A 26808-nucleotide genomic window follows, 5' to 3' on the forward strand; every position below is an offset into this window, starting at 1 on the left:
ATGACCGTAGGGTTGCATCATGACCAATGAGCAACAGGGTTTCTCCACACGTGCCATCCATGCCGGACAGGAGCCCGACCCTCGCACCGGGGCCGTCGTGCCCGCGATCTACCAGACGTCGACCTACAAGCAGGACGGCGTCGGCGGCCTGCGGGAGGGTTACGAATACTCGCGCTCGGGCAACCCCACGCGGTCGGCGCTCGAGGAGTGCATCGCCGCATTGGAAGGCGGCGCAAAGGGATTCGCGTTCTCCTCCGGTCTGGCCGCCGAGGACTGCATCATGCGAGCGATCCTCCGGCCGGGCCAGCACATGGTCATCCCGACCGATGCGTATGGCGGCACGTTCCGCCTGGTCGACAAGGTGCAGAAGGTCTGGGGCGTCGACTACAGCCTGGCGAAGGTGTCGCAGGCGGACGCCATACGCGGTGAGATCCGTCCGGGCGTCACCAAACTGGTGTGGCTGGAGACGCCGACCAACCCGTTGCTGGGCGTCGCCGACATCGCCGCGGTCGCGCAGATCGCACACGAGGCGGGCGCACTGCTCGTCGTGGACAACACGTTCGCGTCGGCATACCTGCAGCAGCCGATCAGCCTCGGTGCCGACATCGTCGTGCACTCGACGACGAAATACTCCGGCGGGCACAGTGACGTCGTCGGTGGCGCGGTCGTCGTAGCGGAGCACATCGGCGTCTCCGAGTTCGCCGACGCGGCTGAGCGGATTGGCTTCCACCAGAACTCCATGGGCGCGATCGCCGGCCCGTTCGACTCCTGGCTGGTGCTGCGTGGCCTGAAGACGCTGGCCGTGCGGATGGAGCGGCACTGCGACAACGCCGAGAAGGTCGTGGAGTTCCTCCGCGGCCGTAAGGACGTCACGCACATCTACTACCCGGGGATGGACAGCCACCCCGGACACGACATCGCGGCCAAGCAGATGCGCCGGTTCGGCGGGATGGTCAGCTTCCAGCTCGCGGGCGGCGAGCAGCACGCGGTCGACGCGATCAGCCGCACCAAGATCTGGACGCTGGGGGAGTCGCTGGGCGGCGTCGAGTCGCTCATCGAACACCCCGGTCGTATGACGCACGCCAGCGTCGCCGGCACCGAGCTCGAGGTGCCGGCCGACCTGATCCGGCTGTCGGTCGGCCTGGAGGACCCGGATGACCTGATCGCCGACTTGGAGCAGGCCCTAGACGCCTGAGTCCTTTTGCTCGTCATACGAGCCGCCCTCTCGTGACCGAGGGGCGTACCAATTGACTGAGAGGAGTACGGAATCGGCCCGATTCCGTACTCCTCTCGGTCGTTCGGTGCTCCTCTCGGTTATTTGGGTCACGCCGTTGACCGCGGGGCCAAACGCGATATATCGTCAATCTCGAATTCGCGATATGTCGCGAAAAATGACAAGCCGGATGTCAGTGGTCCGTGAGACCGTTGAACGGCAGTCGGGACAAGGGAGACAAGATGACCGACGCGGTCACAGCCGAGGGGCTGGTCAAGCACTACAAGGACGTCAAGGCCGTCGACGGCGTCAGCCTGCGCGTGCCGGAGGGGAGCGTGCTGGGGGTGCTCGGACCCAACGGTGCGGGCAAGACCACCACGGTGCGCATGCTGACGACGCTCATCCGGCCGGACGCGGGGGAGGCGACCGTGGCGGGCGCGGACGTGCTGCGCGACCCGCAGGCCGTGCGGCGGCAGATCGGGGTCTCCGGGCAATACGCCGCGGTCGACGAATACCTCACCGGCCGGGAGAACCTCGAGATGATCGGGCGGCTCTACCACCTGCGGCCCAAGGAGGCGAAGGCACGGGCGGTGGAGCTGCTGCGACAGTTCCGGCTCGACGACGCCGCGAACCGCCCGGCCAAGACCTACTCGGGCGGCATGCGTCGCCGGCTCGACCTCGCAGGCGCGCTGGTGGCCCGTCCGCCGGTGATCTTCCTCGACGAGCCGACCACCGGCCTCGACCCGCGCAGCCGCGGCGACATGTGGGACGTCATCAACGACCTCGTGGGTCACGGCACGTCCGTCCTGCTGACGACCCAATACCTGGAGGAGGCCGACCGCCTGGCCGACAACATCGTGGTCATCGATCACGGCCGGATCATCGCCGAAGGCACTGCCGATGAGCTCAAGGCACAGGTCGGCGGAGAGCGGCTCGAGGTCACCGTGGCCGACGCCGCGCGCATCGCCGACGCCGCCAGGGTGATGGAGATCGTCGGCGCGGGATCGGTCGAGCACGACGAGCACACCCGTCGCCTCGTCGTCCCCGTCCACGCCGGCACACAGTCGTTGCTGCAGGCGGTCCGTGCGTTCGACGAGCAGTCGATCGCCGTGCAGGACATCGGGATTCGCCGGCCCACCCTTGACGACGCCTTCCTCAGCCTCACCGGTCACAAGGCCGAGTCCGATGACGACGACGTCGAGCAGCTGGTGGGGGAGTCGGCATGAGCACGTCAACGAAAACGACGCCGACCATCACTCCCGAGTCGATCCGGCAACCGCGTCGAGGCAGTCTGATCGGCGACGGGCTGACCGTCGCCAAGCGCAACATGATCAAGATCAAGCGGGTGCCCGACCTGCTGATCTTCACCACGCTGCAGCCGATCATGTTCGTGCTGCTCTTCGGCTACGTCTTCGGCTCATTGGCCGGCGCCGGAGCATCGGTGCAGGCGGGCTACCGCGAGTTCATGATGGCGGGCATCTTCACCCAGACGATCATCTTCGGGGCGACGATCACCGGCTACATGATGGCCGAGGACATGCAGAAGGGCGTGATCGATCGCTTCCGCACCCTGCCGATGCACCCGAGTGCCGTGCTCTTCGGCCGGACCCTGACCGACGTCGTCAACAACGTCCTGGTGCTCGTCGTGATGTCGGTGACCGGCCTGATCATCGGCTGGCGGATCTCGGGCGGCGCGATCCACGCCCTGTGGGCCTACGTGCTCATGCTGCTGTTCGCCTACGCACTGTCCTGGGTGTTCGCGTATGTCGGCCTGCGAGTGCGCTCACCGGAGGTCGTCAACAACGCGTCGTTCATGATCATCTTCCCGGTGACGTTCATCGCCAACACCTTCGTCCCGTCGCAGAACATGCCGTCGGTCCTGAAGGACATCGCCGGCTGGAACCCCGTGTCGACCATCACCCAGTCGGCGCGCGAGAACTTCGGCAATCTCTACGCCATGCAGGCGCCGGGGCAGACGCACGCCCAGGTCGACAAGCAGACGGCATACACCTGGGCGTTGCAGCACCCCGACCTCTACACGCTCGGCTGGACGCTCGTGCTGCTCGTGGTGTTCGTGCCGTTCACCACGGCGGCATACAAGAAGGCAGTGGCCAAGTAGCCGGGCACGCCACCGGCCGGATCGTCGGCCGCACAACTCGGGGAAGCGCGAAGGGCGCCGTGCGACATCTGTCGCCCGGCGCCCTTGTGGCAAGTCTTGCGTTGTCGAGTTCTGGGTCGACTCGACTCACCCCACTCCACTCAGACGGAGTATGGCGTCGCCTCCAGCACCTTGACCTCGATGGTCTTGCCGTTGGGCGCCTCGTAGGAGACGGTGTCGCCGACCTTGGCGCCGTTGATGGCACCGCCGAGCGGGGACCGCTCGCTGTAGACGTCCAGGTCCGAGTCGCCGGCGATCTCGCGGCTGCCGAGCAGGAACTTCTCCTTGTCGCCGAACATCTCGACGGTGATCACCATGCCGGGGCTGACCTCGCCCTCCTTGGCGGACGACTGGCCGACGACTGCGTTGCGCAGCAGGTCCTCGAGCTGGCGGATGCGGGCCTCCATCTTGCCCTGCTCCTCCTTGGCCGCGTGGTAGCCGCCGTTCTCCTTCAGGTCGCCTTCCTCGCGGGCTTCCTCGATCTTGGCCGCAATGTCGGTGCGGCCTTCGCCGGAGAGTCGGTCAAGCTCCGCCTTCAGGCGGTCGTAGGCCTCCTGGGTCAGGTAGCTGGCCGATGCGTCAGCAGTGCTCACGGGTGTCTCCTTAGGTCGAGGACCTGTCAAACCATTGGTCAAACAATGAGGTCCGGGGCCGCTCCGGCGTGTGGCTCGGATGCTGGTCCCAGACCTTTGGGTGTAGCTGCCAACCATAGCACCGCGCGGCGCAGTGGTTAATCGGCAGCGTGCAGTCTCGCGGATCGCGCACCCGGACGGCGCGTGCGGTCGGCTCAGCGGTATTCGCAGTGATCGACGAAGCCGGTTACTGCCTCGGCGACCGTCGGGATGGTGCGGGTGTATTCGGTGGTGGTGTAGTGACTCGCGGGCAGGTCGACGGTCCGTACGCCGACCCGGCCGTGCTTGATGTCCTGTGCCTCGAGGCGGCAGCGCACCGGCTTGTTGTCCTGGTTCGTGACGTAGAACGTCACCTTAACCTCGCGATCGCTGACCACCGTGAACGGCCCGTTGTCCCAGCTCACACCGCGCGTCGCGGACACTCCCCACCAGATCGCACCCGCGGTCATGATCAGCACTCCGATGGTGCCGATGATCCACCACCTGCGTTGCTCGGGCGGAATTCGGGGGACGGCCATGAAGTGAGACAATAGGTTGCAAAGATCGACGGCCCATCGTCGCCCCCGCGCGCGACGCGCAACCGGCCGTTCCCACAGATCGTTGAACGCTCGAACTTTGGCACCTGGAACTTTGGAGCAAGGAGTGCAGCAAGTGGCAGACGCCCTGCGCCTGATGGCAGTTCATGCCCACCCCGACGACGAGTCGAGCAAAGGCTCGGCCACGATGGCCCGCTACGTCGACGAAGGACACCCCGTGCTGGTCGTCACCTGCACAGGTGGTGAACGTGGCGACATCCTCAACCCCCGGCTGAAGGACAACGCCGATATCCTGCGTGACCTGCCCGAGGTGCGCCGCGCCGAGATGGCCAAGGCCCGCGAGATCCTCGGGATCGAGCAGACCTGGCTCGGATTCGTGGATTCCGGTCTGCCGGAAGGCGATCCGCTGCCTCCGCTGCCCGACGGATGCTTCGCGCTGGAGCCGCTGGAGATCACCACCGAGGCACTCGTCCGCGAGATCCGGAAGTTCCGCCCCCACGTCATCACCACGTATGACGAGAACGGCGGCTACCCCCACCCCGACCACATCATGACCCACGACGTGACGCTGGCGGCCTTCGAAGCCGCCGCCGACCCGGAGGCCTTCCCGCACGCAGGGGCGCCATGGCAGCCGCTGAAGCTCTACTACGACCGGGGCTTCTCCAAGGACAAGATGCGCGCCTTCCACGAGGCACTGGTCGACGAGGGGCGCGAGTCGCCATACGCCGAATGGCTCGAGCACCGCAAGGACCGGCCGGAAGGCCGGGTGACCACACGAGTGGAGTGCTCGAAGTACTTCCCGGTGCGTGAGCAGGCGCTGCTGGCGCACGCGACGCAGATCGACCCGGACGGCACGTTCTTCGCGCTGTCACCGGCCGACCAGGGGCGGGTCTGGCCGACCGAGGAGTTCGACATCGCGCGCTCCTACGTCCCGGTCGTCGAGGGCGAGGACGACCTCTTCGCCGGCCTGCCGACCGATGTCGCCGAGGCCGACGCCTTGGCGACCAGCGCGCTGGGTGCACCGGTCCGCGACGATGTCAAGCAGCGAGTGACCGAGGAGACGACCCATGGGTGACGGCGGCAACGAGAGTGTGGCGGTGACCGCAGGCATCTGGGGTTTCATCGTCTTCTTCGGACTGGCGATCGCGTGCTGGTTGCTCTTCCGCAGCATGAACAACCACCTGCGCAAGACCAAGTGGCAGGACGAGATGGATCACCCTGTGCGGCAACGGATCCCGAGCGCACCGAAGGCCAGGGCCGAGGAGCACACCGCGCAGCGGGAGTCCGACGACAAGCCGGCGGACGGTCCGGCCGACGGCACCAAAGGCTGACGTCGAGGACTGGGAGTCTCAGGCGGCGGCGTGTCCGTAGATCGCCAGCGACGCCGCGATGTAGTGCACGATGAACGCCACGACCGTGAACGAGTGGAAGATCTCGTGGAAGCCGAACCACCGCGGCGACGGGTTGGGCCGCTTGGTGCCGTAGACGACGGCGCCGAGGGTGTAGAGGCCGCCACCGACGGCGATCAGCGTGATGATCGCCGGGCCACCGGACCGCATCAACGGTCCGAAGTAGAAGATCGCGACCCAGCCGAGCGCGACATAGATCGGCGTGTAGAGCCACCGCGGCGCACCGACCCAGAAGATCCGGAACAACACCCCGAGTCCGGCGCCGCTCCACACCAGGATCATCAGGCTCAGTGCCTGCGTGCCGTGCAGCAGGGTCAGCGCGAACGGCGTGTAGGTGCCGGCGATGATCAAGAAGATGTTGGAGTGGTCCATCCGCTTCAGGAAGCGCTCGACACCCGGTGTCCACTTGCCGCGGTGATAGACCGCCGACGTGCCGAAGAGCAGGGCAGCGGTAACGGCGAAGACCACCGCGCCGATGCGGCCCCGGGCGTCGTGAGCCAGGCAGATGAGCACGATCCCCGCAGCGGCGACCAGCGGCGTCATCGCGGCGTGCAACCAACCGCGCAGCTTCGGCTTGACGGCTCGCACCAACTCGATGGCGTCCTGCTGGAGCGTGCGTGCGGTGGACTCGGTCATGGGTAACAGAATACGGGGATTTTCTGAGCGCAGTTCGGCGGTGCCGTCCACCGGACCGCCGTTGCGGCATACCCTGGGAGCGGCTCGATGACGATCAGGAAGTGGGGACGGCCGATGCGCATGAGTGATCTGCTCTATCTCGCGTATGAGCGGCACGTGCGCAAATCTCTGCCGGAGCAGAACCTCCCGCGGCACGTCGGGGTCATGCTCGACGGCAACCGCCGGTGGGCCAAGGCACGTGGCGCGCAGACCGCCGACGGCCACCGGGCCGGTGCCGACAACATCAAGCCGCTGCTCGAGTGGTGCGAGGAAGCCGGTGTCGAGGTCGTCACGCTCTGGCTGTTGTCGACCGACAACCTGGGGCGTTCGCCGGTCGAGCTGAAGCCGCTGCTCGGCATCATCGAGGGAGCCGTCGAGGGGCTGGCGGCCGACCGCCGCTGGCGGCTGCATCCGGTCGGAGCGCTCGACCTGCTGCCCGACTCCACGGCGCAAGTGCTCAAGGAAGCCGCTGACACGACGGCAGGCGTCGACGGACTGATCGTCAATATCGCGGTGGGGTATGGCGGCCGGCGGGAGATCGCCGACGCGGTCCGCGCCATGCTGCAGGAGCACGCGGCGCGCGGCACCTCCCTGGAGGAGCTGGCCGAGACACTCGACGTCGAGCACATCGCGGAGCACCTCTACACCAAAGGACAGCCGGACCCCGATCTGGTCATCCGCACCTCGGGCGAGCAACGACTCGGCGGCTTCCTGCTGTGGCAGAGCGCGCACTCGGAGTTCTACTTCTGCGAGGCCTACTGGCCCGACTTCCGCAAGGTCGACTTCCTGCGTGCGCTGCGTGCGTATGCCGTGCGCGACCGCCGCCTGGGCAAGTAGCCGCCCAAGGTGGTCGAGTAGGGCGAGCCGCTAGGCGAGCCCGTATCGAGACCTCCTCACCCGAAGTGTGCTGTGATCGTTCGAGATTCGCCGTCGATGGTGACGTCGCCGCCATACGGCAGCAGCAACTGCGGGTTGGTGTGCCCGAAATCGACATCGAGTGCCACGACCAGATCGGGGTTGTATTCGGCAACCGCACGCAGCACCGTGTCGCGGTGCTCGGAGCGCAACTGCGACGCCGCCTCGGGCGTTGTCGGCTGGGTGTGGTCGCTCACCGGCGGCCGGCCCCAGATCAAGGCGGATGCCGCTTCGAGCAGCCCGCGCTCGCCGAGCGTGCGCAGCAGGCGGTAGTTCTGCTCGGGGGTCGGCAACTCCTCGTGTGGCTCGAGCAGCAGCACCATCCCGTCGTATGACGACAGGGGCCTCATCCACTGGCCCACGGCGAGGGTCCACTCGACGATCTCCAGGCAGCCGCCCCAGGTCCGCCCGGTGACACTACGGGCGGGGCCGCTCCAGGTCCACGGCTCGGCCGGCTGATCGGGTGCCGGCTCGGTCAGCGCTCGCGGGTCGTCCCACCGCAACCCGAAGTCGCGGGTGCGTGCGGGCGGCGCCAATCGGAAGTCGCCGCCGAAGAATGCCGCACGCAACGAGTCCAGGTGCAGCTGGTCCGGCACCGGCCCGAGCCCGACCTGGGTCGAACCGCCGTGGATAGCCGCAATGCCTTGGAACCACAGGTAATTCAGCAGGTTGGTGTTGTCGCTGTAGCCGAGGAACCGCTTCGGATTCGCGCGGATGACGTCGGCGTCGAGGTGCCGCAGCACGGTGAGCTGGTCGTCGCCGCCGATCGTCGCCATGACGCCCTTGATGTCCGGGTCGGCGAACGCCGCAGTGATGTCGGCAGCACGCTGCGCCGGGGTCGAGTCGCGGCGGGTCGAGGGAAACTCCACCGGCTCCAGCTCGAACTCGTCGCGCAGCCGCCCCAGGGCCTGCTCGTGTATGGCGGGGAAGTGCGCCGGCGCGGCCCAGCTCGGGGACAGGACGGCGATCCGGTCTCCCGGTCGCAGCGGGGGAGGAAGCACCGGTGTCGTCATACACCGATCCAATCGGAGGTTGCGCGGGCCCCGCAAACGGTTTTCCGCCGACGGTGAGTGACGGTCCCCTGACCGAGTGACGGTGAAATTACGCCGTCGCTCGGCGAGGGAGCCGTCACTCGGCATGAGGAGACTCGCCACGCTGCATGTGACGAGTGGGACTGGTGTGATGACAGAGGTGTCCTGAGGTGTCCTGCGCGTGAACAGTCCGCGCCGGAGTCCCGAATCACCCGGTGTGTCGCATGGGATTCGACTCGTGCGTCCGTAGTGTCGGCAGTGACGCATCGCGATCCCCGTGGTGCGTTCGGGAGGCCCGACGATGGAGCGATCTTTTGCTCCGGACGAAGGGCCGGCACCGGTCCTTCGGGCCCGGTCCCGGCACTTGGTCCGAGAGTAGGTCAGGCGGCACAACCTGCCGCGTGACTGGAGGAGATCGTCATGGCTACCAGCTCCCAGCCCTCCCCTTCGACGTCCACCACGCGGTCCACGACGCGCGGCATCCGCACCTACGTGCTCGACACGTCGGTGCTGCTGTCGGATCCACGGGCGATGACCCGCTTCGCCGAGCACGAGGTCGTGCTGCCGGTGGTGGTCGTCACCGAGCTGGAGGCCAAGCGCCACCACCCCGAGCTGGGCTACTTCGCCCGCAGCGCCCTGCGCACCCTCGACGATCTGCGGGCCACCCACGGCCGCCTCGACGCACCGGTGCCGATCGGCGACGGCGGCACCCTGCGAGTGGAGTTGAACCACACCGACCCGCAGGCCCTACCGAGCGGATTTCGCTTGGGGGACAACGACACTCGCATTCTGGCGGTCGCTCGAAACCTGGCCAACGAGGGCCACGACGTCACCGTGGTCAGCAAGGACATGCCGATGCGGGTCAAGGCGTCCGCGGTCGGCCTGCACGCCGACGAATACCGCGCCGAGCTGGCTGCCGACTCGGGATGGACCGGCACCACCGAGCTCGACGTGCCGCCCGACGTCCTCAACACGCTGTATGACGAAGGGCGTGCGGAGCTGCCGGAGGCCGCGGACCTGCCGACCAACACCGGCGTGGTGATGCTCGGTGCCGGCAGCAGCAGCGCGCTCGGCCGAGTGATGGCCGACAAGTCGGTGCGCCTGGTGCGCGGCGACCGCGACGCGTTCGGGCTGCACGGCCGCTCCGCCGAGCAGCGCATCGCGCTCGACCTGTTGCTCGACCCCGACGTCGGCATCGTCAGCCTCGGCGGGCGTGCGGGCACCGGCAAGTCCGCGCTCGCCCTGTGCGCCGGCCTCGAGGCCGTCATGGAGCGTCGCCAGCACAGCAAGGTGATCGTCTTCCGCCCGCTGTATGCCGTCGGCGGCCAGGAGCTGGGTTACCTGCCCGGGACCGAGAACGAAAAGATGGGCCCCTGGGCCCAGGCGGTCTTCGACACGCTCGGTGCCGTCGTGTCGCGCGAGGTCACCGAGGAAGTCATCGATCGCGGGTTGCTCGAGGTGCTGCCACTGACCCACATCCGCGGGCGGTCGCTGCACGACGCGTTCGTGATCGTCGACGAGGCGCAGTCGCTGGAGCGCGGTGTGCTGCTCACCGTGCTGTCCCGGATCGGGCAGAACTCCCGGATCGTGCTCACCCACGACGTCGCACAGCGGGACAACTTGCGGGTCGGCCGGCACGACGGAGTCGCGGCAGTGATCGAGAAGCTCAAGGGGCACCCGCTCTTCGGGCACGTCACGCTGCACCGCAGCGAGCGCAGCCCGATCGCAGCGCTGGTGACCGACCTTCTGGAAGGCACCGATGCCTGAGTCGTGCCTGACTCGGATGCCTGACACAGACCCCTGAATTCCGCTGCAGCGCACGACTTTTCACCGAAGTTGCGTTGAAGCCAGGGGAGGGCCGCAAAACTTTTTTGCACCCGGTTGTCTCGTTTCGGTAACGCCCCGCCATACTTTGCCGTAACGTACCTGCGGACGTGCTCGAAGACCACGGCTCGAAAGGGCCGGGCTGGCTCGGTTTCTCCCCTGGGACCGGCCACGCGAGTGCGGCAGTGTGATGCGACAGAACCTCCATGGTGCTGTCGCATTGCTCTGCCGGTTTGCGGGCGCGTCAGGTCATGTCTCCCCCCGAAAGGCTGCCGCTTCATGTCTCGTCCCGTGGGACGTCACCGCGCCCGTCGCACTACTGGGATCGGCGCACTCCGCCGGCCGGCCGTCGCAGCAACCGCAGCAGTCTCGACCGTGTCGGTCGCGGCAGCGGCATACTCGACGGCTGCAACCGCCAACGCGGCGGTCACCGGCACCGCACAGGCCCAGTTGCTGCTCGGCGCTCCGGCATCGACATCCACCGCGTTGCGGGCCGCCGACTCGGGCGTCGCAGCCGATGGTCAGGCTCAGGTCGCTGCAGCCGAGCAGGCTGTCAGCGCCCGCAAGTCGGCCGACGCCAAGTCGCGCTCCGCGGCAGCGAAGCGCGCAGCAGCAGCGGCGAAGTTGGAGAAGGCCGCGTCCGCCAGTGCACACGACGCGAAGACTGCCGCGGAGACGGCACAGCGCAAGGCGGCCGCCGAGAAGGCAGCTGCCAAGAAGGCCGCCGCGAAGAAGGCGGCCGAAGCCAAGAAGAAGCGCCAGGAGAGCACCTCGCGCAGCAGCACCCGACCGGCCGCGTTCAGTGGCAACCCGCAGGCATACGCCTCCTCGATGCTGTCGTCCTACGGCTGGGACCAGTCGCAGATGAGCTGCCTGGTCAGCCTCTGGAATCGCGAGTCCGGCTGGCGGGTCAACGCCACCAACCCGTCCTCCGGTGCCTACGGCATCCCGCAGTCGCTGCCCGGCACCAAGATGGCCAGCGCAGGGGCCGACTGGCGCACCAACCCCGCGACGCAGATCCGTTGGGGCTTGGGCTACATCAAGGCGACCTACGGCTCGCCGTGCGGCGCCTGGGGTCACTCGCAGGCCACCGGCTGGTACTGAACCCGACTCAGGCACCGCCGGTGCCTGGATCACCGCCGACGACACGCGCCGGCGAATCGCCGACGACCTCTGCCGACCTGGACGCACTCGACCGACGGGCTATTTTGGGCACCATGCTGTTGCACAAGCGCTGGTTCGTGGCGGTCTACTGGGTCGTCGCGCTCGTGCTCATCGCCGTCGGCGGTGGGCTCGGGGCGAAGTGGGGCGACAGTCAGGCACCGACCTTCGACAACAAGGAGAAGGGATCGGTCCCGGCCAACGGTGTGTCGCACATGCTCTATCAGGCGTTCGGCGGCATTCTGCTCGCGCTCATCGTGGCCGCCGTCTTCGCCGGTGTGTGGCTGCTGCTGTGGGTGCGCAGCCGCCGCACGGAGCCGGAGTATGTCGACGAGGTCGACGACGAGGACACGATGTCGGTCGACGACGTCGAGCAGATGATGTTCACCGACGACGATGACGCGCCGGAGATCGGCGAAAACTCCCCGGACTCCCAGGACACCGGCGTCGACGACGAAGTCGTCGAGAGCGAGCGGGCGACCGGGCCCTCGGCGCAGGACCGCTGAGCCCTCAGACCTTCCGCATCCGGACGCGCGTGACGTTGTGCTGCGCGTCCTTGCGCAGCACCAGCGTGGCGCGGCTGCGGGTGGGTGCGACGTTCTGCTCGAGGTTCGGGCCGTTGATGGTGTCCCAGATCTGCCCCGCACGCTCCACGGCCTGCTCGTCGGTCAGGGCGGCATACCGGTGGAAGTAGGCGTTCGGGTCGGCGAACGCCGTCTGCCGCCAACGCAGGAAGCGCTCGACATACCACTGCTTGATGTGGTCGGCGCGAGCGTCGACGTAGACCGAGAAGTCGAAGAAGTCCGAGACCGCCAGAGTGCCGCGCTGATCGTTGGTGGGTGCCGAGGGTTGCAACACGTTGAGACCCTCGACGATCAGTACGTCAGGTTGCTGAAGCGTGATCTGCTGGTCCGGGACGATGTCGTAGCTCAGGTGTGAGTAGACCGGCGCGGTGACGTGCGGTGCACCCGACTTGATCTCGGTGAGGAAGCGGATCAGCTTTCGGCGGTCGTAGGACTCGGGGAAGCCCTTGCGTTCCAACAGGTTTCGGCGCTCGAGCTCGGCATTCGGGAAGAGGAAGCCGTCGGTCGTGACCAGATCTACGCGGGGTGTGCCCGGCCAGTGCGCGAGCAGCTCACGCAGGATGCGTGCCGTGGTCGACTTGCCGACCGCGACCGAGCCGGCGATGCCGATGACGAACGGCGTGCGTGCGGGGCGCTCGCCGAGGAAGTCGGTGGTGACCCGATGGAGCTGACCTGTTGCAGCGGTGTAGATGTTCAACAGCCGGGACAGCGGCAGGTAGATCGTCTCCACCTCCGGCAGGTCGAGGCGGTCGCCGGTGCTGCGCAGCCGACGGACGTCGTCGGCGGTCAGGCTCATCGGATGGGAATCCCGTAGGCCGGACCACGCGACGCGGTCGAACTCCAGGTATGGCGACGGCACGGACATGCGGCTGCGGGACACGCCCGCCATTGTCCACGATCATCCGGCATCTGTGAGTGTGGACCAAGGCTTTGGTCGTCGCGGAAACAAGCATTGGCCACCGGGCTTCAGTAGGCGCTGAGTTCGACGGTCGTGGACTTCTCCCCGTCGACGGAGCCCCAGGTGCAGCGCAGCGTGTTGGTGAGCAGGTTCTCGGACCAGGTCAGCCTGACCTGGTCCGAGCTGATCTGTTCCGGGCTCACGTGTTCCGTGGCGTAGAACGCGCAGCGACCCGTTGGATCCTCGCGCGGACCGACGATGAAGACGAAGGCGAAGTAGAGGACAACACCCACAACGCCCAGCCCGCATGCGGTCAGGAAGATCCACGAGATTGCTCTACGCACTCTTCCCCCTTGCGGCGTGGACATCACCTGAGCCATGCGACCAGCCCATCATCACCCGGCAGCGGTTCTCGTAACGTAAAGATCGGCGGGTCGGGTCGGGGGCGACCCTGGGGGATCGGGTTCAATACCTCATATGTGTGGAATCGTCGGGTATGTCGGCCCGCAGGTGAATGCTCACGCCCAGGACGTCGTGATGGAGGGCCTGGCGCGGCTGGAATACCGCGGCTACGACTCGGCCGGGATCGCGCTGGTCGCCCAGGACGGTGTCGAGAGCCGGAAGCGCTCGGGCAAGCTGGCCAACCTCGTCGGCGACATCGCCGAGCACCCGCTGCCGCCGTCGCGGACCGCCATCGGGCACACCCGCTGGGCCACGCACGGCGGCCCGACCGACGCCAACGCACACCCGCACCTCGGTGGTCCGGACGGCAAGCTGGCGCTGATCCACAACGGCATCATCGAGAACTTCCACGCGCTACGCACCGAATTGCTCGAGGATGGAGTCGAGTTCCGGTCCGAGACGGACACCGAGGTCGTCGCGCACCTGCTGGCCAAGGTGTATGACGGCGACCTGACCGCGGCGATGCGCGCCGTCGTCGCCCGGCTGGAGGGTGCGTTCACGCTGCTCGCCATACACGCCGACCGGCCGGGTGTGGTGGTCGGGGCACGGCGCAACAGCCCGCTGGTGGTCGGCCTCGGCGAGGGCGAGAACTTCCTCGGCTCCGACGTCGCGGCCTTCATCGGCTACTCCCGCGAGGCGATGGAGCTGGAGCAGGACCAGATCGTCACCATCACCCCGGATCGTGTCGAGGTCATCGGTTTCGACGGCGAGCCGGCGCAGGGCAAGACGTTCCACGTCGACTGGGACGCGGCCGCCGCCGAGAAGGGCGGTTTCGAGTGGTTCATGGAGAAGGAGATCAACGAGCAGCCGCAAGCCGTCGCCGACACGCTGCTGGGCCGCACCGACGAGACCGGTGCGCTCGTGCTCGACGAGTTGCGCATCTCCGAGCAACAGTTGCGCGACGTCGATCGCATCACCTTCGTCGCGTGCGGGACATCCGCGTATGCCGCGATGGTGGCCAAATACGCGATCGAGCGCTGGACGCGCATCCCGGTCGAGGTGGCGCTCGCCCACGAGTTCCGCTACTGCGACCCGATCGCCGACCGGCGCACTTTGGTCGTGTCGATCAGCCAGTCCGGCGAGACCATGGACACCCTGATGGCCGTCAAGCACGCCCGTGAACTGGGCGCGCTCACGCTGTCGATCTGCAACACACACGGCTCGACGATCCCGCGCGAGTCCGACGGCGTGCTCTACACACACGCGGGACCGGAGATCGGTGTCGCGTCGACCAAGGGCTTCCTCGCGCAGATCACCGCGTGCTATCTGCTCGGCCTCTACTTCGCTCAACTGCGTGGCGAGTCGTATGCCGACGACACCAAGGTCGTGCTCACCGAGCTGCAGGAGACCCCGGACCGGATCGCCGAGGTGCTCGACAGGCTGGACCGCGTGCGGGAGGTCGCCTACTTCATGGCGGACACCCGCTCGGTGCTGTTCCTGGGCCGGCACGTCGGCTTCCCGATCGCTCTCGAGGGTGCGCTGAAGCTCAAGGAGCTCGCCTACATCCACGCCGAGGGCTTCGCCGCGGGTGAGCTGAAGCACGGCCCGATCGCGCTGATCGAGCCCGGCCAGCCGGTCTTCATCGTGGTGCCCGGGCCGGACACGCCCCACGGACTGCACGGCAAGGTCGTCTCGAACATCCAGGAGATCCGTGCCCGTGGCGCGCGGACCATCGTCATCGCGCAGGACGGCGACACGGCGGTCGAGCCGTTCGCCGACGAGGTGATCCGCGTGCCGCGCACGTCACCGATGCTGCAGCCGTTGCTGACTGCGGTGCCGCTGCAGGTCTTCGCCATGGAGCTGGCCAACGCCAAGGGCCTGGACGTGGACCAACCGCGCAACCTGGCCAAGTCGGTGACGGTGGAATAGCAGTGATCATCGGGGTCGGGATCGACGTGGTCGACGTGCAGCGGTTCGTCGCCAAGCTGGACGCAACGCCGCGACTCGCCGATCGGCTCTTCGTCCCGGCCGAGCAGGAACTCCCGCCGAATTCACTGGCCGGCCGGTTCGCCGCGAAGGAAGCACTCGCAAAGGCGCTCGGTGCGCCGGTGGGACTGCACTGGACCGACGCGGTCGTCGTCAAGGACGCGGTCGGCAAGCCGTCGTGGCAGTTGCACGGCTCGGTGCAGGCGCGCGTGGACGAACTCGGTGTGCGGTCGTTGCACCTGTCGATCTCCCACGACGGCGGCATCGCGTCGGCGGTCGTCGTCGCCGAGGGCTAACTCGGAACAAAGGGCTTGTCTTCTGGTTACTTGCGTAGGTAATGTCTTACTTGTGCAAGTAACTTCAGCGGAACGGTCAGCTGCGGCAACTGCGCGACGTGCGCAGATCGTCAGCTCGACGATCGAGGTCATCGCCGAATCCGGTTACGGGCAGGCGTCGTTCGCCCGGATCGCCGAGCACGCGGGGCTGTCCAGCACTCGGCTGATCTCCTACCACTTCGCCGGCAAGGGTGAGCTCATCGCCGCGGTGGCCGGCGAGGTGATGGCGTCCGTCGGGGCGTTCATGGCCGAGCGGCGGCAGCAGCTTGAGCAGGGCGAGCAGCACGGCGCGGCAGCGCAGTTGCGTGCCTACATCGAAGGCGTCGTCGCCTTCGTCGACTCCCACCAGCCGCAGATGAAGGCACTGACGGAGATTCTGCTGGCGGGCGCCTTGGACTACGACGCCCACACGGATCGCCGCGTCGTCTCGCCCCTGGAGCAGATCCTGCGCGACGGGCAGGCGTCCGGTGAGTTCCGCGATTTCGATCCGGTCGTGACGGCGACCGCCATACAACGTGCGATCGATGCACTGCCCTTCCTGCTGGCGTCGACGCCGGACCTGGACTGCGAGCACTATGCCCACGAACTGGTCACGCTGTTCGAGCTCGGCACCAGGAGTCGGCCGTGACGGGAGCCGCCGCTGAGCGAGTGCAGAAGCAGTCGTCCGGCGGTGCGGCCGCGCGGATGGTGTTCGACCTGGTGGTCCCGCTTGCGCTGTTCTACGGCCTTCGGGCTTCGGGCGTCAGCATGTATGTCGCCCTCCTGGCCGGGGCGCTGGCCTCCGGTGTCACCGCAGTGGTTGTCCTGGCGACCCAGCGCCGGCTCGACGGCATCGCGGCCTTCGTGCTCAGCACGATGCTGCTCAGCGTCGCGGTGTCGCTACTGGCCGGCAGCCCGCGCTTCCTGCTGGCCAAGGAAGCCTGGCTGACCGCCTTCGCCGGGCTGTGGTTCCTCGGCACGCTGTGGACCCGGCGCCCGCTCGCGTTCCAGATCTCCCGTCCCATGCTGGAGGGGCGCCTCGGCTGGCCCGGTGGTTGGGACGACCTGTGGCGTCGCAGCCGCGCTTTCCGCCGGATGTGGCGCATCTCGACGGTGCTGTGGGGAGTCGGCACACTGGCGGACTCCGTTGCGCGGGTGGTGATGGCCTACGCGCTGCCGGTCGATCTCGTCCCAGCCCTCAACTCGGTGCTCTACGGCCTCACCTGCGTGGTGCTCGTCGTCGTCACCAACGTCCATTACCGCGCCGCGGGCGTCTATGACCGGAGGTCAGCGCTCTATCGGCTGCAGTCGAGCGAAAATGCTCACGTTTCAACGTGATCGGAGGTGGCGAAATGGATCTGGCATTCCACGCTGACCCGCGGGGAGATCAGTTCTATGCGCTCAAGACGTTCCGTAAGAACGGTGAGCCGGTGGCGACTCCGATCTGGCTCGCTCCGGCAGGCGGTCGCTGGTATGCCTACACTCCCGCTCGCACCGGCAAGGCGAGCCGCATCGAGCACACGGCGCGGGTCGAGGTCGCCCCGTCGGACTTCCACGGTGCGCCTCGCGGCGAGTGGGTGCCCGGACGGGCGCTGGTGTTGCGCGGCGCGCAGGCGTCGACGGCGCGACGGGTGCTACGGGCGAAGTACGGCATCAAGTTCCGATTCTTCGAGCTCGTCATGCTGCTCGGCCGACGACGACGGCACGGTGGCCCGGGAGTGGGCCTGCAGATCGTCCTGGATGAGTGACTCCGGCCCCGTCGGTCGCGGTCGACCGGCAGACTGTCAGCAGCAACCTGCCGACCGGCTACAGCAAGGAGTCGACCATGATCCGTGCCTATGGCGTCCCGGAGGTGCGTGCTGCCGAGGATGCGGTGCGGGCCGACCTGCCGGACGGTGAACTCATGCAACGGGCCGCTGCCGGATTGGCCGACGTCGCGGCCGCGCGGCTGGACGAGGAGGGCGGCGGCCGGGTGGTGGTCCTCGCCGGCAGTGGCGACAACGGCGGTGACGCGCTGTATGCCGCCGCACGGCTCACCGGAGACCCGGGCGACCCGGGCGGCGCGGAGGTCACCGCGCTGCTGGTCGGCTCGCGCACTCACGAGGCGGCACTCGCCGCAGCGGAGGAAGCCGAAGTCGAAGTCCTCGAATGGCGTTCGGGCACAGTGTCTTCCGACGTGCGGGAGGTGCTCGCTGAGGCCGAGTTGGTGGTCGACGGCATTCTCGGGATCGGCGGGCGCCCGGGGCTGCCGGAGCACCTGCGTGACCTGCCGGACCTGATCGCGGAAGATGCGATGGTGCTGGCCGTGGACCTGCCGTCCGGAGCCGACCCGGCCGGCGAAGTCCGCAGTGACGCGATCTACGCCGACGAGACCGTGACGTTCAGCCTGGCGAAGCCGGTGCACCTGATGCCCGCGACGGAGCAGGCAGTCGGGTTGCTCACCGTCGTCGACATCGGCGTGCCCGAGCCGGAAACAGCTCGGGTGCAACGATATTCGCACCTCGACGTGGCCGGTGCCTGGCCGGTGCCGGCGCCGGGTGACGACAAATACTCACGTGGTGTCCTCGGCGTGATCACCGGAGGCGAGCACTACACCGGCGCTGCGCTGATGTCGGTGACCGCCGCCGTGACGGCCGGCGTCGGGATGGTCCGCTACGTCGGGCCGGAGGCGCCGACGGACCTGCTGCGGCGGGCCGTGCCGGAGGCCCTCTTCGGTCCGGGTAGGGTGCAGGCATGGCTGATCGGCTCGGGCCTGGATGTCGACGATGCCTCGCCGCAGCAGTTGTCGACTGCACGGGAGGCGCTCGCGTCGGACCTGCCGATCCTGCTCGACGCGGGCGGACTGGACCTGCTCGAGCGACCCAGATCGGCGCCGACCCTGTTGACACCGCACCTGGGCGAATTGCTCCGACTGGCAAGCCGTCTCGACATACAAGGGCAAGCGGGGGTGGTGTCCGCAGCCGACGTGCAGCGGGCGCCGACGGTCGTGGCACAGCAGGTTGCGGACCGATTGCAGTGCACGGTGCTCGTCAAGGGTGCGGTGACCGCGGTGGTGCCGCCGACGTCCAGTGGCCTACCGGTGCACACCCAGGCCGACGGCCCGGCCTGGCTGGCGACCGCCGGCAGCGGTGACGTGCTCGGCGGTGTCTGCGGCGCACTGCTGGCTGCCGGGCTCGACCCGCTGCGGGCAGGGGCGCTCGGCGCGCTGGTGCACGGCGTCGCCGGGGATCGGGCGAACCCGGGAGGGCCGGTGCGTGCCATGGATGTCGCGCACGAGGTCGGCCGCACGGTCGCGCACCTGCTGCAAGTGCCAGACTTGCGCCCGTGAGGGACCAAGTTCAGAGCTTGCTCGGCGGTGCACCCGCGCGGTTGGTGATCGATCTCGATGCGATCGCGCACAACATCGGGGTGCTGCAACGGCACGCCGGTGACGCGATGGTGATGGCCGTCGTCAAGGGCGACGCCTACGGCCACGGCCTGGTGCCCAGTGCCCGTGCTGCGTTGCGTGGTGGCGCTCACTGGCTCGGTGTCGCGCAGCTCCAGGAGGCGCTGGACCTGCGAGCCGCAGGGATCACCGCTCCGGTGCTGAGCTGGCTGCACGCGCCGGGTGTCGACTTCGGCAAGGCGATCGAGGCGGGCATCGACATCGGTGTCCCGGCGGTGTGGGAGATCGACGCAGTCGCTGCCGCCGCTCGCCGGACCGGTCGGACCGCGCGGGTCCAGCTCAAGGTGGACACCGGCCTCGCCCGCAACGGCGCGTTCGGTCCCGACTGGCCGCTGTTGGTTGAGGCCGCCCAGCGGCATACAGCTGACGGAACCCTCAAGGTGACAGGGGTTTTCACCCACTTCGCGTTCGCCGACTTGCCGCACCACCCGACCGTGCAGGCGCAACAGCTGCGCTTCGCCGACGCGGTGCGCGACTGCGAACGCGCCGGCTTCGACCTCGAGGTGCGGCACATGTCCAACTCCGCGGCCACCCTCATGACGCCACAGGCGGCGTGGGACATGGTGCGCCCCGGTCTGGCGGTCTACGGGCTCTCGCCCGCCCCGGACATCGGCGGGTCGTCCCGCTTCGACCTCATCCCCGCAATGACGATGAGCGCGAATGCCACTGTGACCAAACGGGTTCCGCCGGGGCAGGGCGTGAGCTACTGCCACACCTATGTCACATCGCGGGAGACGACACTGGTCGACGTGCCGTGCGGGTATGCCGACGGCGTCCCCCGTGCCGCCTCCTCCAAGGGCCCGGTGCTGATCGGCGGCAAGCGGTTCACCATCGCCGGCCGAGTGTGCATGGACCAGTTCGTCGTCGACGTCGGGGACCTGCCGGTCCAGGCGGGCGACGAAGTGGTGCTCTTCGGCAGCGGCGCCGATGGCGGACCCACCGCTCAGGACTGGGCGGAGGTCACCGACACCATCAGCTACGAGATCGTGGCCCGCACGAGTTCGCGGCTGCCGCGCATTTATCGGGGCGAGCAGTGAACAGCTCGGCGGGCCGCAGTCTCCGGGGAGTCCGATGAGTTCGCGGCGTGGACTGGTCGGCCTGGGCATCGGAGTCGCAGCAGCAGGTGCGGCGACCGCGGCGGGCATCGCGACCGACCGGATCGTGCGTGCCCGGCGGCGAAAGCCGGAGCCACCCGTTGATCCCCAGTTGGAGCAGGACGGCCAGGTGGTCGTCGCCGACGACGGCGTGCCGCTGTATGTCGAGATCGACGAACCGGACGACGCGGTTGCCGGCACCCGGGGCGGCACGACGGTGCTCCTGGTGCACGGCTACACGCACACGCATGCCGTGTGGTCCCGGCAGCGCGGTGCCATCAGGAGCGCCGGCTACCGCGTGGTGTGCGTGGATCTGCGCGGACACGGGCGATCAGGGGAGGGCGACGACGCGTCATACACGATCGCGCAGTTGGGCAGGGACCTCGCGACGGTGATCGAGCAGACGACCCCGGAGGGGCCGGTCGCTCTGGTCGGTCACTCGATGGGCGGTATGGCGCTGATGGCACTCGCCGAGCAACGACCCGACCTCGTCCGCACACGCGTCATCGGCGTCGCGCTGATCAGCACCAGCGCCGGCGGGCTGTCCGACGTCAACTTCGGACTGGGCCGCAAGCTCGGCACGGTGGTGCACCGGCTCGGGCCCTCGGCGATCGAGCGTGCCGACCGGCGACCGGACCTGTTCAACACTGCCCGGACCGTCGGACGCAATGTCGAATCCGCTCTCGTGCAACGACTTTCGTTCGGCGGACCAGTCCCCAGGTCGGTCCTGCGGGAGCTTGCCGAGATGATCTTTGCCACTCGGATGCACGTGATCGGCGCGTTCATGCCCACGCTGATGGAGCACGAACGGGAAGGCACCCTCGCGGCGTTCGACGGCATCGAGACGCTGATCCTGCACGGCACCCGTGACCGGTTGACACCCATCACGCACGGGCAGCGTCTCGCCGAGTTGCTGCAGGGTGCGGAGCTCGTGGTCGTCAAGCGGGCCGGACACGTGCTGCCCATGGAGGACCCGGAGCTGGTCAGCCGCGAGCTGCTGGCCTTCCTGGAGCGGGCCGAACGATCGGCGGCGGACCGGTGAACGCGCAGGTGCGGCTGGACGACGCCGACGCGACGCGGAGCTGGGGTGCCCGACTGGGCGCGCTGTTGCGCCGCGGCGACCTGCTGGTGTTGACCGGCGGGCTCGGTGCGGGCAAGACGACGCTGACGCAGGGCATCGCGACCGGGCTCGGCGTGCGCGGCCCGATCACGTCGCCGACCTTCGTCATCTCACGGATCCATCCGTCGCTGGTCGACGGCCCCGCGCTGGTCCACGTGGACGCCTATCGGCTCTCCGGCTCCGACGAGCTGGACGACCTCGACCTCGACGCGGACATCGCCGACTCGGTCACGGTCGTGGAGTGGGGTGCGGGGATGGCCGAGAGCCTCGCCGACGAGCACCTCGAGCTGGTGCTGGACACCGACGGCGACGCCCGGCTGGTCACGCTGCGAGCGACCGGGCGCCGGTTCGAGGCCATGGTCCGCACGCTTCTCGCCGCCGAGTGACGGCGCCCTCGCCGAGTGACGGCGAGATCTCGCCGTCACTCGGCGAGGGAGCCGTCACTGGGCGCGAGGTGGCGGCGCCGTAGTCTTGGGCGGTGCTTCTGCTCGCTCTCGACACCGCGACCTTCGCAGTGACCGTCGCCCTGCACGACGGGGACCGCGTCCTGGCCGAGGAGTCCCTCATCGACCCGCGCCGGCACGCCGAGACACTGACACCGATGATCTCCTCGGTGGTCGCCTCCGCCGGCCGGACACCGGCCCAGCTGACCGCGGTCGCGGTGGGCGTCGGCCCCGGCCCGTTCACCGGGATGCGCGTCGGTCTCGCGACGGCCGTCTCGCTCGGCCTGGCGCTGGATCTGCCGGTCCACGGCGTCTGCAGCCTCGACGCACTGGCCCTCGCCGCTGTCGAGCAGGGCGCTCCGGCCGACTTCGTGGTCGCCGGTGACGCCCGGCGCAAGGAGGTCTACTGGGCGCGTTACCGCGCGGCCGACGGGGCCATCGAGCGGGTCTCGGGTATGCCGCAGGTCGCCCGCCCGGCCGACCTCCCGTCGCAGATCCGGGAGCTGCCCGCCGCCGGTCGCGGCCCCGTGCTCTTCCCCGAGTCGTTCGGCCCGGCTCTGCAGCCGCTGGACGTGCCGGCGGGAAGCCTCGCGTCATACGCCGTGCAGCAGCTGGGCCTCGGCCACGAGTTGCTCCCGCCGCAACCGCTCTACCTGCGGCAGCCGGACGCCAAGCCCGCGACGGCGCAGAAGTCGGTGCTGCCGCGATGAGCACGGACCTGCGGATGCGGGAGATGCAGTGGCCCGACATCGAGCAGCTCACCGCGTTGGACGAGCAGCTTTTCGAGCATGACGCGTGGTCGGCTTCCTCCTGGTGGTCCGAGCTGGCCGGCCGCCCGCGCCGCCGCTACACGGTTGCCGAGGACTCCGGCTCGATCGTCGGTTACGGCGGCATCGACTGTGCCGGTGCCACGGCCGACATCATGACCATCGCGGTGACTCCGCAGTGCCGGGGGCGTGGACTGGGTCGAGCGCTGCTGCAGCACCTCACCGAGGAGGCCGTCGACAGCGGCGCCGACGCGCTGCTGCTGGAGGTTCGTGCCGACAACGAGGCGGCCCGAAACCTTTACCTACGAGCAGGATTCGAGCACATCCGGACCCGGCGGGGTTACTACCGCCCGGGCAACGTCGACGCGCACGTTATGCGCCGCCACCTAGGGGAGAAGACCGATGACTGAGCCGCTGATCCTCGGCGTCGAGAGCTCCTGCGACGAGACCGGCGTGGCCTTCGTGCGCGGCAACACACTGCTGGGTGACGCGGTGGCCAGCAGCGTCGACCAGCACGCTCGTTTCGGCGGCGTGGTGCCCGAGATCGCCAGTCGCGCGCACCTGGAGGAGCTGATCCCGACGATCAAGCGGGCGTGCGAGGACGCCGGCCAGCGTCTGAGTGACGTCGACGCGATCGCGGTCACGTCAGGGCCGGGACTGGCCGGTGCACTGATGGTCGGTGTCGCCTCCGCCAAGGCGTTGGCCTGGGCACTGGACAAGCCGCTGTATGGCGTCAACCATCTCGCCGCGCACGTCTGCGCGGACGTGCTCGACCACGGGCCGCTGCCGGAACCCACTGCGGCACTGCTGGTTTCGGGTGGGCACACCAATCTGCTGATGGTCCGGGACATCGCCTCGGACGTCGTCGAGCTGGGCGGCACGATCGACGACGCGGCTGGTGAGGCGTTCGACAAGATCGCCCGGGTGCTCGAGCTGCCCTATCCCGGTGGCCCGCACATCGAGCGCGCGGCAGCCGACGGCGACCCCGCCGCCATACGCTTCCCGCGCGGGCTCACCTCACGCAAGGACCTGGAACGGCACCGCTTCGACTACTCCTTCTCCGGGCTCAAGACCGCGGTCGTGCGCTGGGTGCAGGAGCGCCAGGCGGCGGGGGAGCCGGTGCCGGTCGCGGATGTGGCGGCGAGCTTCAACGAGGCGGTCGCGGATGTGTTGACCCGCAAGGCGATCGACGCCTGCCAGGAGTATGACGTCGCCGACCTGCAGATCGGCGGTGGAGTCACGGCCAACAAGCGCCTGCGCGCGATGGCGCAGGAGCGCTGCGACGCGGCAGGCATCAGCCTGCGCGTGCCGCGGGTGCGGCTGTGCACCGACAACGGCGCCATGGTGGCAGCGCTCGGATCGCAGATGGTGCAGCGTGGCCTGGAGCCGAGTTCGCTTGGCCTGCCTGCGGATTCGTCGATGCCGGTCAGCCAGACCAAGGCGTCGTAGTCCGGTCGTGCCCTCGTTCCCCATTGCGCCGTCAGGAGAGGGCGACCAGGCACGATGAACTGAACTGCACGATCAGCGGACGCCCGCGAGACGACGACCAGTACAGCGCTGACGCACCGCGAGCTCGCGAGCGGAAGTCAGGGCTGTACTGCGAGGAGTAGAGCTCAACAACTCAGCAGCCCGAGGCGCTGCTTGAGGGTCAGCACACGCTTGACCGAAGCCTCGACCTGGCCGGCGAATTTCTTGTCCGACGACGCCTTCGCGTTCAGTGCCTGCAGCATCGGACCGGCGTCGGACGCCTTGCCGGTGAGCACGATGTCGCCACCGGCGGCGACGAAGCGCACGGCCCGCTGGCCCACCGGAACACCTTGCACCGCAACGGCATTCATGTCATCGGTGATGACGACACCGTGCCAGCCGAGTGAGCCGCGGAGCACCCCGGTGATGATCTTGTGTGAGAACGTCGCCTGGCTCGAGGCGTCGATCTTGGCGTATCGCGCCGACGACATCATCACTGCTCCGGCTCCCGCCTTGATGCCCGCCGCGAACGGCTTGAGGTAGCTGTCGGTCGCGGTGGTCTGGGTGTCCGTGGTGCCTGCGGAGGTCACGTCGGTGTTGCCGGTGATTCGGCCGAGGCCGGGGAAGTGCTTGACCGTGGCGCCCACTCCGGCACTGTGCAACCCGCGGACGACATCGGAGACAGCGGGCGCGACGGTGGCCGGGTCGTGGCCGTATTCGCGGGCGAACCGGCCGATAGGTGCGTTGCTCGAGGACATCGAGGTGGGCACCGTGTCGGCGACCGGGGCCAGGTTGAGGTTGACGCCGACGGCCTTGAGCTGGCGACCGATGAGCTTGCCATAACCAGTGCGGGCGCTCTTGCTCATCGTGCCCTGCTGCAGTGCGGACTCCAACGAGCTGAAGCCGGCGCCCTTGAGTTGCTGGACGGCGCCGCCCTCCTGGTCCGCGGCGATCAGCAACGGCACCTTGCCGGTGGCACGTGAAGTGGCCTGTGCCTGCAGGTGATCCGAGGTCGACCGGATGCCCGAGGCGCCGGTCCAGCCACCGAGGTAGATGACGTTGCCGACGTGCTGTCCGGCGATCAGTGCGTCGTCGGCGGACGCGGGGGAGCCGTGGTCCAGTCCGATCATCAGCAACTGGCCGGTGCGTTGCGCAGGCGTCAGCTTGGCATAGGTGCGCTGCACGCAACTGCTCGCCGGTGTCGGTTTCGCGGACTTGCTGTGGGTCTTCGACGAGGACGTCGGTGAGGGTGTCTTCGACTTCTTCGCCGAGGACGTCGGGGAGGCCGACGTGGGTCGACTCGTCGCGGCGGACGAACTGCTCGATGAGGGGGCCGTCGTGCTCGAGGCGCCCGGCGCAGTGGAGCCGGAGGCTGCGGTCGAGTCCGCGCCGGAGCCGGAGGAACACCCCGTGACCAGGACCGCGCAGACGGCGGAGGCGCTGACCACGTGCACAAGTCGTCGAGAGGCAGGCACGGATAGACGGTAACTCACGCAGTGGGCACCAGCATGAGCACGGCGTGGGCGCCGCCGACGCGTGTCACCAGGATCGTCGCCTCGTTGTCCCCGCGCGGCCGCAGCTGCCGGCGCAGTTGCTCGGGGTCGACCGACGCGCCCTTCTTCTTGATCGTCAGCCGCCCGATCCGGTGATCTCGCACCCAGGACCGTAAAGCCTTGATGTTGAACGGAATAGCGTCGGAGACGGCATACTTCTTGGCCCACGGCACGATGACGTCGCGCGGCGACGTCACGATGCCGATGCCGGTGTCGAGCTCGGCTCCGTCGACCCGACGCACCAGGGCACCACTCAGCCCGGCACGGATGACGGCGCGGTCCGCCTCGTAGAGGAACCCGTGCATCCGGTCCAGGCGGGCCGTCTCCGGGTTCGCGCCGTCGGCGTCCCGCTCGAGAACCTCGTAGGCGAACTGGTCACTGACCACGACCGCGGAGCGGCCCGGGTCCCACGCCGCGTCGTTCCACCACAGCGCGCACTCCAGCACCTCGCCGTCGTATGACGTCCACTGCGCCTGCGTCCCCAACGGGATCTGCGAATGCGCGAACGACGGCGACAGTTTCACGCCCGCGGCGGCGGACCCGGAGCTCACTTCGCGGACCAGGTCCCAGGACGGTGCGAGCTGATCGAGCCGGAACGTCCGCCGGGTCCGCCCGTGTATGTCGCTGACCCCGGGTGTGCGACGCGCCGGGTCGAGCCAGACCGCGGCGTCCCGTGCCTGTGTCGGCGCGGGGACGGTGACGTCCTCGGCGCGCTCGCAGTGTGCCTGCGCGTGCTCGAACGCCCGCAGGTTGAAGTGCGCCACGCCGGCCGTCACCTCGTCGGCGTCGACCGCGGTGACCCGCAGCCCGGCGTCGGCGAAGGCCCGCGCGTCGGAGCCGATGCCGCAGCCGAGGTCGAAGACGTGCCGTGTGCCGGAGTCGAGCAGGCGCCGGGCATGCAACCGGGCGATCTGCCGGCGCGTCGCCTGCTCCAGGCCGTCGACGGTGAACAGCATCGAGTGCGCCGCTTCGCCGAATTTGTCCTCGGCCCGGGCCCGCAACCGGGACTGGGTCAGCGCGGCCGCGACGAGGTCCGCGTCGAAGCCTTCTGCCCGCAGCCGATCAGCGAGGGTGAAGGCGGCCGATTCGTCATACGGCGGCAGCGCGGCGAGCAACGCAGCCCCCTCGCCGCTCATCAATCGGGCCAGTAGGGCGGGTGTCAACGCATATCACCCACCAGG

At 68.5% G+C, this 26808-nt stretch carries 30 protein-coding genes; 22 read left to right on the forward strand and 8 right to left on the reverse strand.

The genetic code is table 11. The annotated features are described in order from the left end of the window. The first annotated feature begins 19 nt into the window (after positions 1–19). From ACSZL9_RS09020 to ACSZL9_RS09030, 3 genes are all read left to right on the forward strand, one after another. Complete coding sequence (locus ACSZL9_RS09020) at positions 20–1195, forward strand: cystathionine gamma-synthase (RefSeq protein WP_446665158.1); 1176 nt, start codon at positions 20–22, stop codon at positions 1193–1195. 260 nt (positions 1196–1455) lie between these two features. Continuing rightward, positions 1456–2439, forward strand: coding sequence for an ATP-binding cassette domain-containing protein (locus tag ACSZL9_RS09025; RefSeq protein ID WP_446665159.1), 984 nt, complete (start codon positions 1456–1458; stop codon positions 2437–2439). Then, a complete protein-coding gene (locus ACSZL9_RS09030; protein ID WP_446665160.1) occupies positions 2436–3332 on the forward strand; it encodes an ABC transporter permease in 897 nt (298 codons plus the stop codon). Before ACSZL9_RS09025 ends, ACSZL9_RS09030 begins: the two co-directional genes overlap by 4 nt. Before the next feature lie 140 nt (positions 3333–3472). Here ACSZL9_RS09030 and greA read toward each other — a convergent pair whose 3' ends face one another. Both greA and ACSZL9_RS09040 read right to left on the reverse strand, forming a co-directional pair. After that, positions 3473–3964: a transcription elongation factor GreA gene (greA, locus tag ACSZL9_RS09035; RefSeq protein WP_446665161.1), complete on the reverse strand. Its 492-nt coding sequence runs from the start codon at positions 3962–3964 to the stop codon at positions 3473–3475. Positions 3965–4158: 194 nt separating this feature from the next. Then, positions 4159–4521 (reverse strand): DUF4307 domain-containing protein, encoded by a 363-nt coding sequence (locus tag ACSZL9_RS09040; RefSeq protein ID WP_446665162.1) that lies wholly within the window; start codon positions 4519–4521, stop codon positions 4159–4161. Positions 4522–4654: 133 nt separating this feature from the next. On the opposite strand from ACSZL9_RS09040, the gene mca reads away from it, so the two are divergent. Both mca and ACSZL9_RS09050 read left to right on the forward strand, forming a co-directional pair. Then, the gene (mca, locus tag ACSZL9_RS09045) at positions 4655–5614 is read left to right on the forward strand and encodes a mycothiol conjugate amidase Mca (RefSeq protein ID WP_446665163.1); all 960 of its coding nucleotides are present in this window, start codon (positions 4655–4657) and stop codon (positions 5612–5614) included. Beyond that, entirely contained in the window at positions 5607–5870 is a 264-nt protein-coding gene (locus ACSZL9_RS09050) for a hypothetical protein (protein WP_446665164.1), read from the forward strand. Before mca ends, ACSZL9_RS09050 begins: the two co-directional genes overlap by 8 nt. Positions 5871–5888: 18 nt before the next feature. Here ACSZL9_RS09050 and trhA read toward each other — a convergent pair whose 3' ends face one another. Beyond that, a complete protein-coding gene (trhA, locus tag ACSZL9_RS09055; RefSeq protein WP_446665165.1) occupies positions 5889–6584 on the reverse strand; it encodes a PAQR family membrane homeostasis protein TrhA in 696 nt (231 codons plus the stop codon). Between the two features lie 114 nt (positions 6585–6698). Here trhA and ACSZL9_RS09060 point away from each other — a divergent pair, with 114 nt between their 5' ends. After that, the gene (locus ACSZL9_RS09060) at positions 6699–7460 is read left to right on the forward strand and encodes an isoprenyl transferase (protein ID WP_446665783.1); all 762 of its coding nucleotides are present in this window, start codon (positions 6699–6701) and stop codon (positions 7458–7460) included. 56 nt (positions 7461–7516) lie between these two features. On the opposite strand, the gene ACSZL9_RS09065 is transcribed toward ACSZL9_RS09060, so the two are convergent. Continuing rightward, positions 7517–8551, reverse strand: coding sequence for a S66 peptidase family protein (locus tag ACSZL9_RS09065; protein ID WP_446665166.1), 1035 nt, complete (start codon positions 8549–8551; stop codon positions 7517–7519). Between the two features lie 438 nt (positions 8552–8989). Between ACSZL9_RS09065 and ACSZL9_RS09070 the strand changes: the two genes are divergently transcribed. The 3 genes from ACSZL9_RS09070 to ACSZL9_RS09080 all read left to right on the forward strand — a co-directional run bounded on the left by ACSZL9_RS09070 (position 8990) and on the right by ACSZL9_RS09080 (position 12060). After that, positions 8990–10336 carry a PhoH family protein gene (locus tag ACSZL9_RS09070; protein WP_446665167.1) on the forward strand — a complete coding sequence of 449 codons (1347 nt, stop codon included), beginning with the start codon at positions 8990–8992 and terminating at the stop codon, positions 10334–10336. 336 nt (positions 10337–10672) lie between these two features. Next, positions 10673–11497 (forward strand): aggregation-promoting factor C-terminal-like domain-containing protein, encoded by an 825-nt coding sequence (locus tag ACSZL9_RS09075; protein WP_446665168.1) that lies wholly within the window; start codon positions 10673–10675, stop codon positions 11495–11497. Between the two features lie 113 nt (positions 11498–11610). After that, positions 11611–12060, forward strand: a complete 450-nt coding sequence (locus tag ACSZL9_RS09080) for a hypothetical protein (protein ID WP_446665169.1) — start codon at positions 11611–11613, stop codon at positions 12058–12060. A gap of 4 nt (positions 12061–12064) precedes the next feature. Here ACSZL9_RS09080 and coaA read toward each other — a convergent pair whose 3' ends face one another. Together coaA and ACSZL9_RS09090 are read right to left on the reverse strand one after the other, a co-directional pair. Then, positions 12065–13003: a type I pantothenate kinase gene (gene coaA / locus ACSZL9_RS09085; protein ID WP_446665784.1), complete on the reverse strand. Its 939-nt coding sequence runs from the start codon at positions 13001–13003 to the stop codon at positions 12065–12067. Between the two features lie 101 nt (positions 13004–13104). Continuing rightward, positions 13105–13380 carry a hypothetical protein gene (locus ACSZL9_RS09090; protein WP_446665170.1) on the reverse strand — a complete coding sequence of 92 codons (276 nt, stop codon included), beginning with the start codon at positions 13378–13380 and terminating at the stop codon, positions 13105–13107. A 133-nt stretch (positions 13381–13513) separates the two neighbouring features. On the opposite strand from ACSZL9_RS09090, the gene glmS reads away from it, so the two are divergent. From glmS to tsaD, 12 genes are all read left to right on the forward strand, one after another. Then, positions 13514–15367, forward strand: a complete 1854-nt coding sequence (gene glmS / locus ACSZL9_RS09095; protein ID WP_446665171.1) for a glutamine--fructose-6-phosphate transaminase (isomerizing) — start codon at positions 13514–13516, stop codon at positions 15365–15367. Between the two features lie 2 nt (positions 15368–15369). Beyond that, a complete protein-coding gene (locus ACSZL9_RS09100) occupies positions 15370–15720 on the forward strand; it encodes a holo-ACP synthase (RefSeq protein WP_446665172.1) in 351 nt (116 codons plus the stop codon). A 52-nt stretch (positions 15721–15772) separates the two neighbouring features. Continuing rightward, positions 15773–16387 carry a TetR/AcrR family transcriptional regulator gene (locus ACSZL9_RS09105; RefSeq protein ID WP_446665173.1) on the forward strand — a complete coding sequence of 205 codons (615 nt, stop codon included), beginning with the start codon at positions 15773–15775 and terminating at the stop codon, positions 16385–16387. Continuing rightward, positions 16384–17076, forward strand: a complete 693-nt coding sequence (locus tag ACSZL9_RS09110) for a VC0807 family protein (protein WP_446665174.1) — start codon at positions 16384–16386, stop codon at positions 17074–17076. Before ACSZL9_RS09105 ends, ACSZL9_RS09110 begins: the two co-directional genes overlap by 4 nt. A 14-nt stretch (positions 17077–17090) precedes the next feature. After that, entirely contained in the window at positions 17091–17486 is a 396-nt protein-coding gene (locus ACSZL9_RS09115; RefSeq protein ID WP_446665175.1) for a PPOX class F420-dependent oxidoreductase, read from the forward strand. After that, positions 17483–19066, forward strand: coding sequence for a bifunctional ADP-dependent NAD(P)H-hydrate dehydratase/NAD(P)H-hydrate epimerase (locus ACSZL9_RS09120; protein WP_446665176.1), 1584 nt, complete (start codon positions 17483–17485; stop codon positions 19064–19066). The genes ACSZL9_RS09115 and ACSZL9_RS09120 overlap by 4 nt, the downstream gene beginning before the upstream one ends. Beyond that, complete coding sequence (alr, locus tag ACSZL9_RS09125; RefSeq protein ID WP_446665177.1) at positions 19063–20220, forward strand: alanine racemase; 1158 nt, start codon at positions 19063–19065, stop codon at positions 20218–20220. The genes ACSZL9_RS09120 and alr overlap by 4 nt, the downstream gene beginning before the upstream one ends. Positions 20221–20254: 34 nt before the next feature. Next, a complete protein-coding gene (locus tag ACSZL9_RS09130) occupies positions 20255–21319 on the forward strand; it encodes an alpha/beta fold hydrolase (RefSeq protein ID WP_446665178.1) in 1065 nt (354 codons plus the stop codon). Then, the gene (tsaE, locus tag ACSZL9_RS09135) at positions 21316–21783 is read left to right on the forward strand and encodes a tRNA (adenosine(37)-N6)-threonylcarbamoyltransferase complex ATPase subunit type 1 TsaE (protein ID WP_446665179.1); all 468 of its coding nucleotides are present in this window, start codon (positions 21316–21318) and stop codon (positions 21781–21783) included. The genes ACSZL9_RS09130 and tsaE overlap by 4 nt, the downstream gene beginning before the upstream one ends. A gap of 92 nt (positions 21784–21875) precedes the next feature. Next, on the forward strand, positions 21876–22550 hold the full coding sequence (gene tsaB, locus ACSZL9_RS09140) for a tRNA (adenosine(37)-N6)-threonylcarbamoyltransferase complex dimerization subunit type 1 TsaB (protein WP_446665180.1): 675 nt from the start codon (positions 21876–21878) through the stop codon (positions 22548–22550). Further along, a complete protein-coding gene (gene rimI, locus ACSZL9_RS09145) occupies positions 22547–23017 on the forward strand; it encodes a ribosomal protein S18-alanine N-acetyltransferase (RefSeq protein WP_446665181.1) in 471 nt (156 codons plus the stop codon). The genes tsaB and rimI overlap by 4 nt, the downstream gene beginning before the upstream one ends. After that, on the forward strand, positions 23010–24056 hold the full coding sequence (gene tsaD / locus ACSZL9_RS09150) for a tRNA (adenosine(37)-N6)-threonylcarbamoyltransferase complex transferase subunit TsaD (RefSeq protein WP_446665182.1): 1047 nt from the start codon (positions 23010–23012) through the stop codon (positions 24054–24056). Before rimI ends, tsaD begins: the two co-directional genes overlap by 8 nt. Positions 24057–24220: 164 nt before the next feature. Here tsaD and ACSZL9_RS09155 read toward each other — a convergent pair whose 3' ends face one another. After that, positions 24221–25258, reverse strand: coding sequence for a glycoside hydrolase family 3 N-terminal domain-containing protein (locus ACSZL9_RS09155; RefSeq protein WP_446665183.1), 1038 nt, complete (start codon positions 25256–25258; stop codon positions 24221–24223). Between ACSZL9_RS09155 and ACSZL9_RS09160 the strand changes: the two genes are divergently transcribed. Next, positions 25248–25562: a hypothetical protein gene (locus ACSZL9_RS09160; protein WP_446665184.1), complete on the forward strand. Its 315-nt coding sequence runs from the start codon at positions 25248–25250 to the stop codon at positions 25560–25562. The genes ACSZL9_RS09155 and ACSZL9_RS09160 overlap by 11 nt on opposite strands. A gap of 1 nt (position 25563) precedes the next feature. Here the strand turns inward: ACSZL9_RS09160 and ACSZL9_RS09165 are convergent, their stop codons facing one another. Continuing rightward, positions 25564–26790, reverse strand: coding sequence for a class I SAM-dependent methyltransferase (locus ACSZL9_RS09165; RefSeq protein WP_446665185.1), 1227 nt, complete (start codon positions 26788–26790; stop codon positions 25564–25566). Positions 26791–26808: the final 18 nt, after the last annotated feature.

The sequence above is a fragment of the Flexivirga sp. B27 genome, from assembly GCF_052905685.1.

What these genes read in the sequence shown, in the direction of transcription:
- ACSZL9_RS09020 (WP_446665158.1), top strand. Translation starts at nt 20, where the DNA reads ATGACCAATGAGCAACAGGGTTTCTCCACACGTGCCATCCATGCCGGA.
- ACSZL9_RS09025 (WP_446665159.1), top strand. Translation starts at nt 1,456, where the DNA reads ATGACCGACGCGGTCACAGCCGAGGGGCTGGTCAAGCACTACAAGGAC.
- ACSZL9_RS09030 (WP_446665160.1), top strand. Translation starts at nt 2,436, where the DNA reads ATGAGCACGTCAACGAAAACGACGCCGACCATCACTCCCGAGTCGATC.
- ACSZL9_RS09040 (WP_446665162.1), bottom strand. Translation starts at nt 4,521, where the DNA reads ATGGCCGTCCCCCGAATTCCGCCCGAGCAACGCAGGTGGTGGATCATC.
- ACSZL9_RS09050 (WP_446665164.1), top strand. Translation starts at nt 5,607, where the DNA reads ATGGGTGACGGCGGCAACGAGAGTGTGGCGGTGACCGCAGGCATCTGG.
- trhA (WP_446665165.1), bottom strand. Translation starts at nt 6,584, where the DNA reads ATGACCGAGTCCACCGCACGCACGCTCCAGCAGGACGCCATCGAGTTG.
- ACSZL9_RS09060 (WP_446665783.1), top strand. Translation starts at nt 6,699, where the DNA reads ATGCGCATGAGTGATCTGCTCTATCTCGCGTATGAGCGGCACGTGCGC.
- ACSZL9_RS09065 (WP_446665166.1), bottom strand. Translation starts at nt 8,551, where the DNA reads ATGACGACACCGGTGCTTCCTCCCCCGCTGCGACCGGGAGACCGGATC.
- ACSZL9_RS09070 (WP_446665167.1), top strand. Translation starts at nt 8,990, where the DNA reads ATGGCTACCAGCTCCCAGCCCTCCCCTTCGACGTCCACCACGCGGTCC.
- ACSZL9_RS09075 (WP_446665168.1), top strand. Translation starts at nt 10,673, where the DNA reads ATGTCTCGTCCCGTGGGACGTCACCGCGCCCGTCGCACTACTGGGATC.
- ACSZL9_RS09080 (WP_446665169.1), top strand. Translation starts at nt 11,611, where the DNA reads ATGCTGTTGCACAAGCGCTGGTTCGTGGCGGTCTACTGGGTCGTCGCG.
- coaA (WP_446665784.1), bottom strand. Translation starts at nt 13,003, where the DNA reads ATGTCCGTGCCGTCGCCATACCTGGAGTTCGACCGCGTCGCGTGGTCC.
- glmS (WP_446665171.1), top strand. Translation starts at nt 13,514, where the DNA reads ATGTGTGGAATCGTCGGGTATGTCGGCCCGCAGGTGAATGCTCACGCC.
- ACSZL9_RS09115 (WP_446665175.1), top strand. Translation starts at nt 17,091, where the DNA reads ATGGATCTGGCATTCCACGCTGACCCGCGGGGAGATCAGTTCTATGCG.
- ACSZL9_RS09130 (WP_446665178.1), top strand. Translation starts at nt 20,255, where the DNA reads ATGAGTTCGCGGCGTGGACTGGTCGGCCTGGGCATCGGAGTCGCAGCA.
- rimI (WP_446665181.1), top strand. Translation starts at nt 22,547, where the DNA reads ATGAGCACGGACCTGCGGATGCGGGAGATGCAGTGGCCCGACATCGAG.
- tsaD (WP_446665182.1), top strand. Translation starts at nt 23,010, where the DNA reads ATGACTGAGCCGCTGATCCTCGGCGTCGAGAGCTCCTGCGACGAGACC.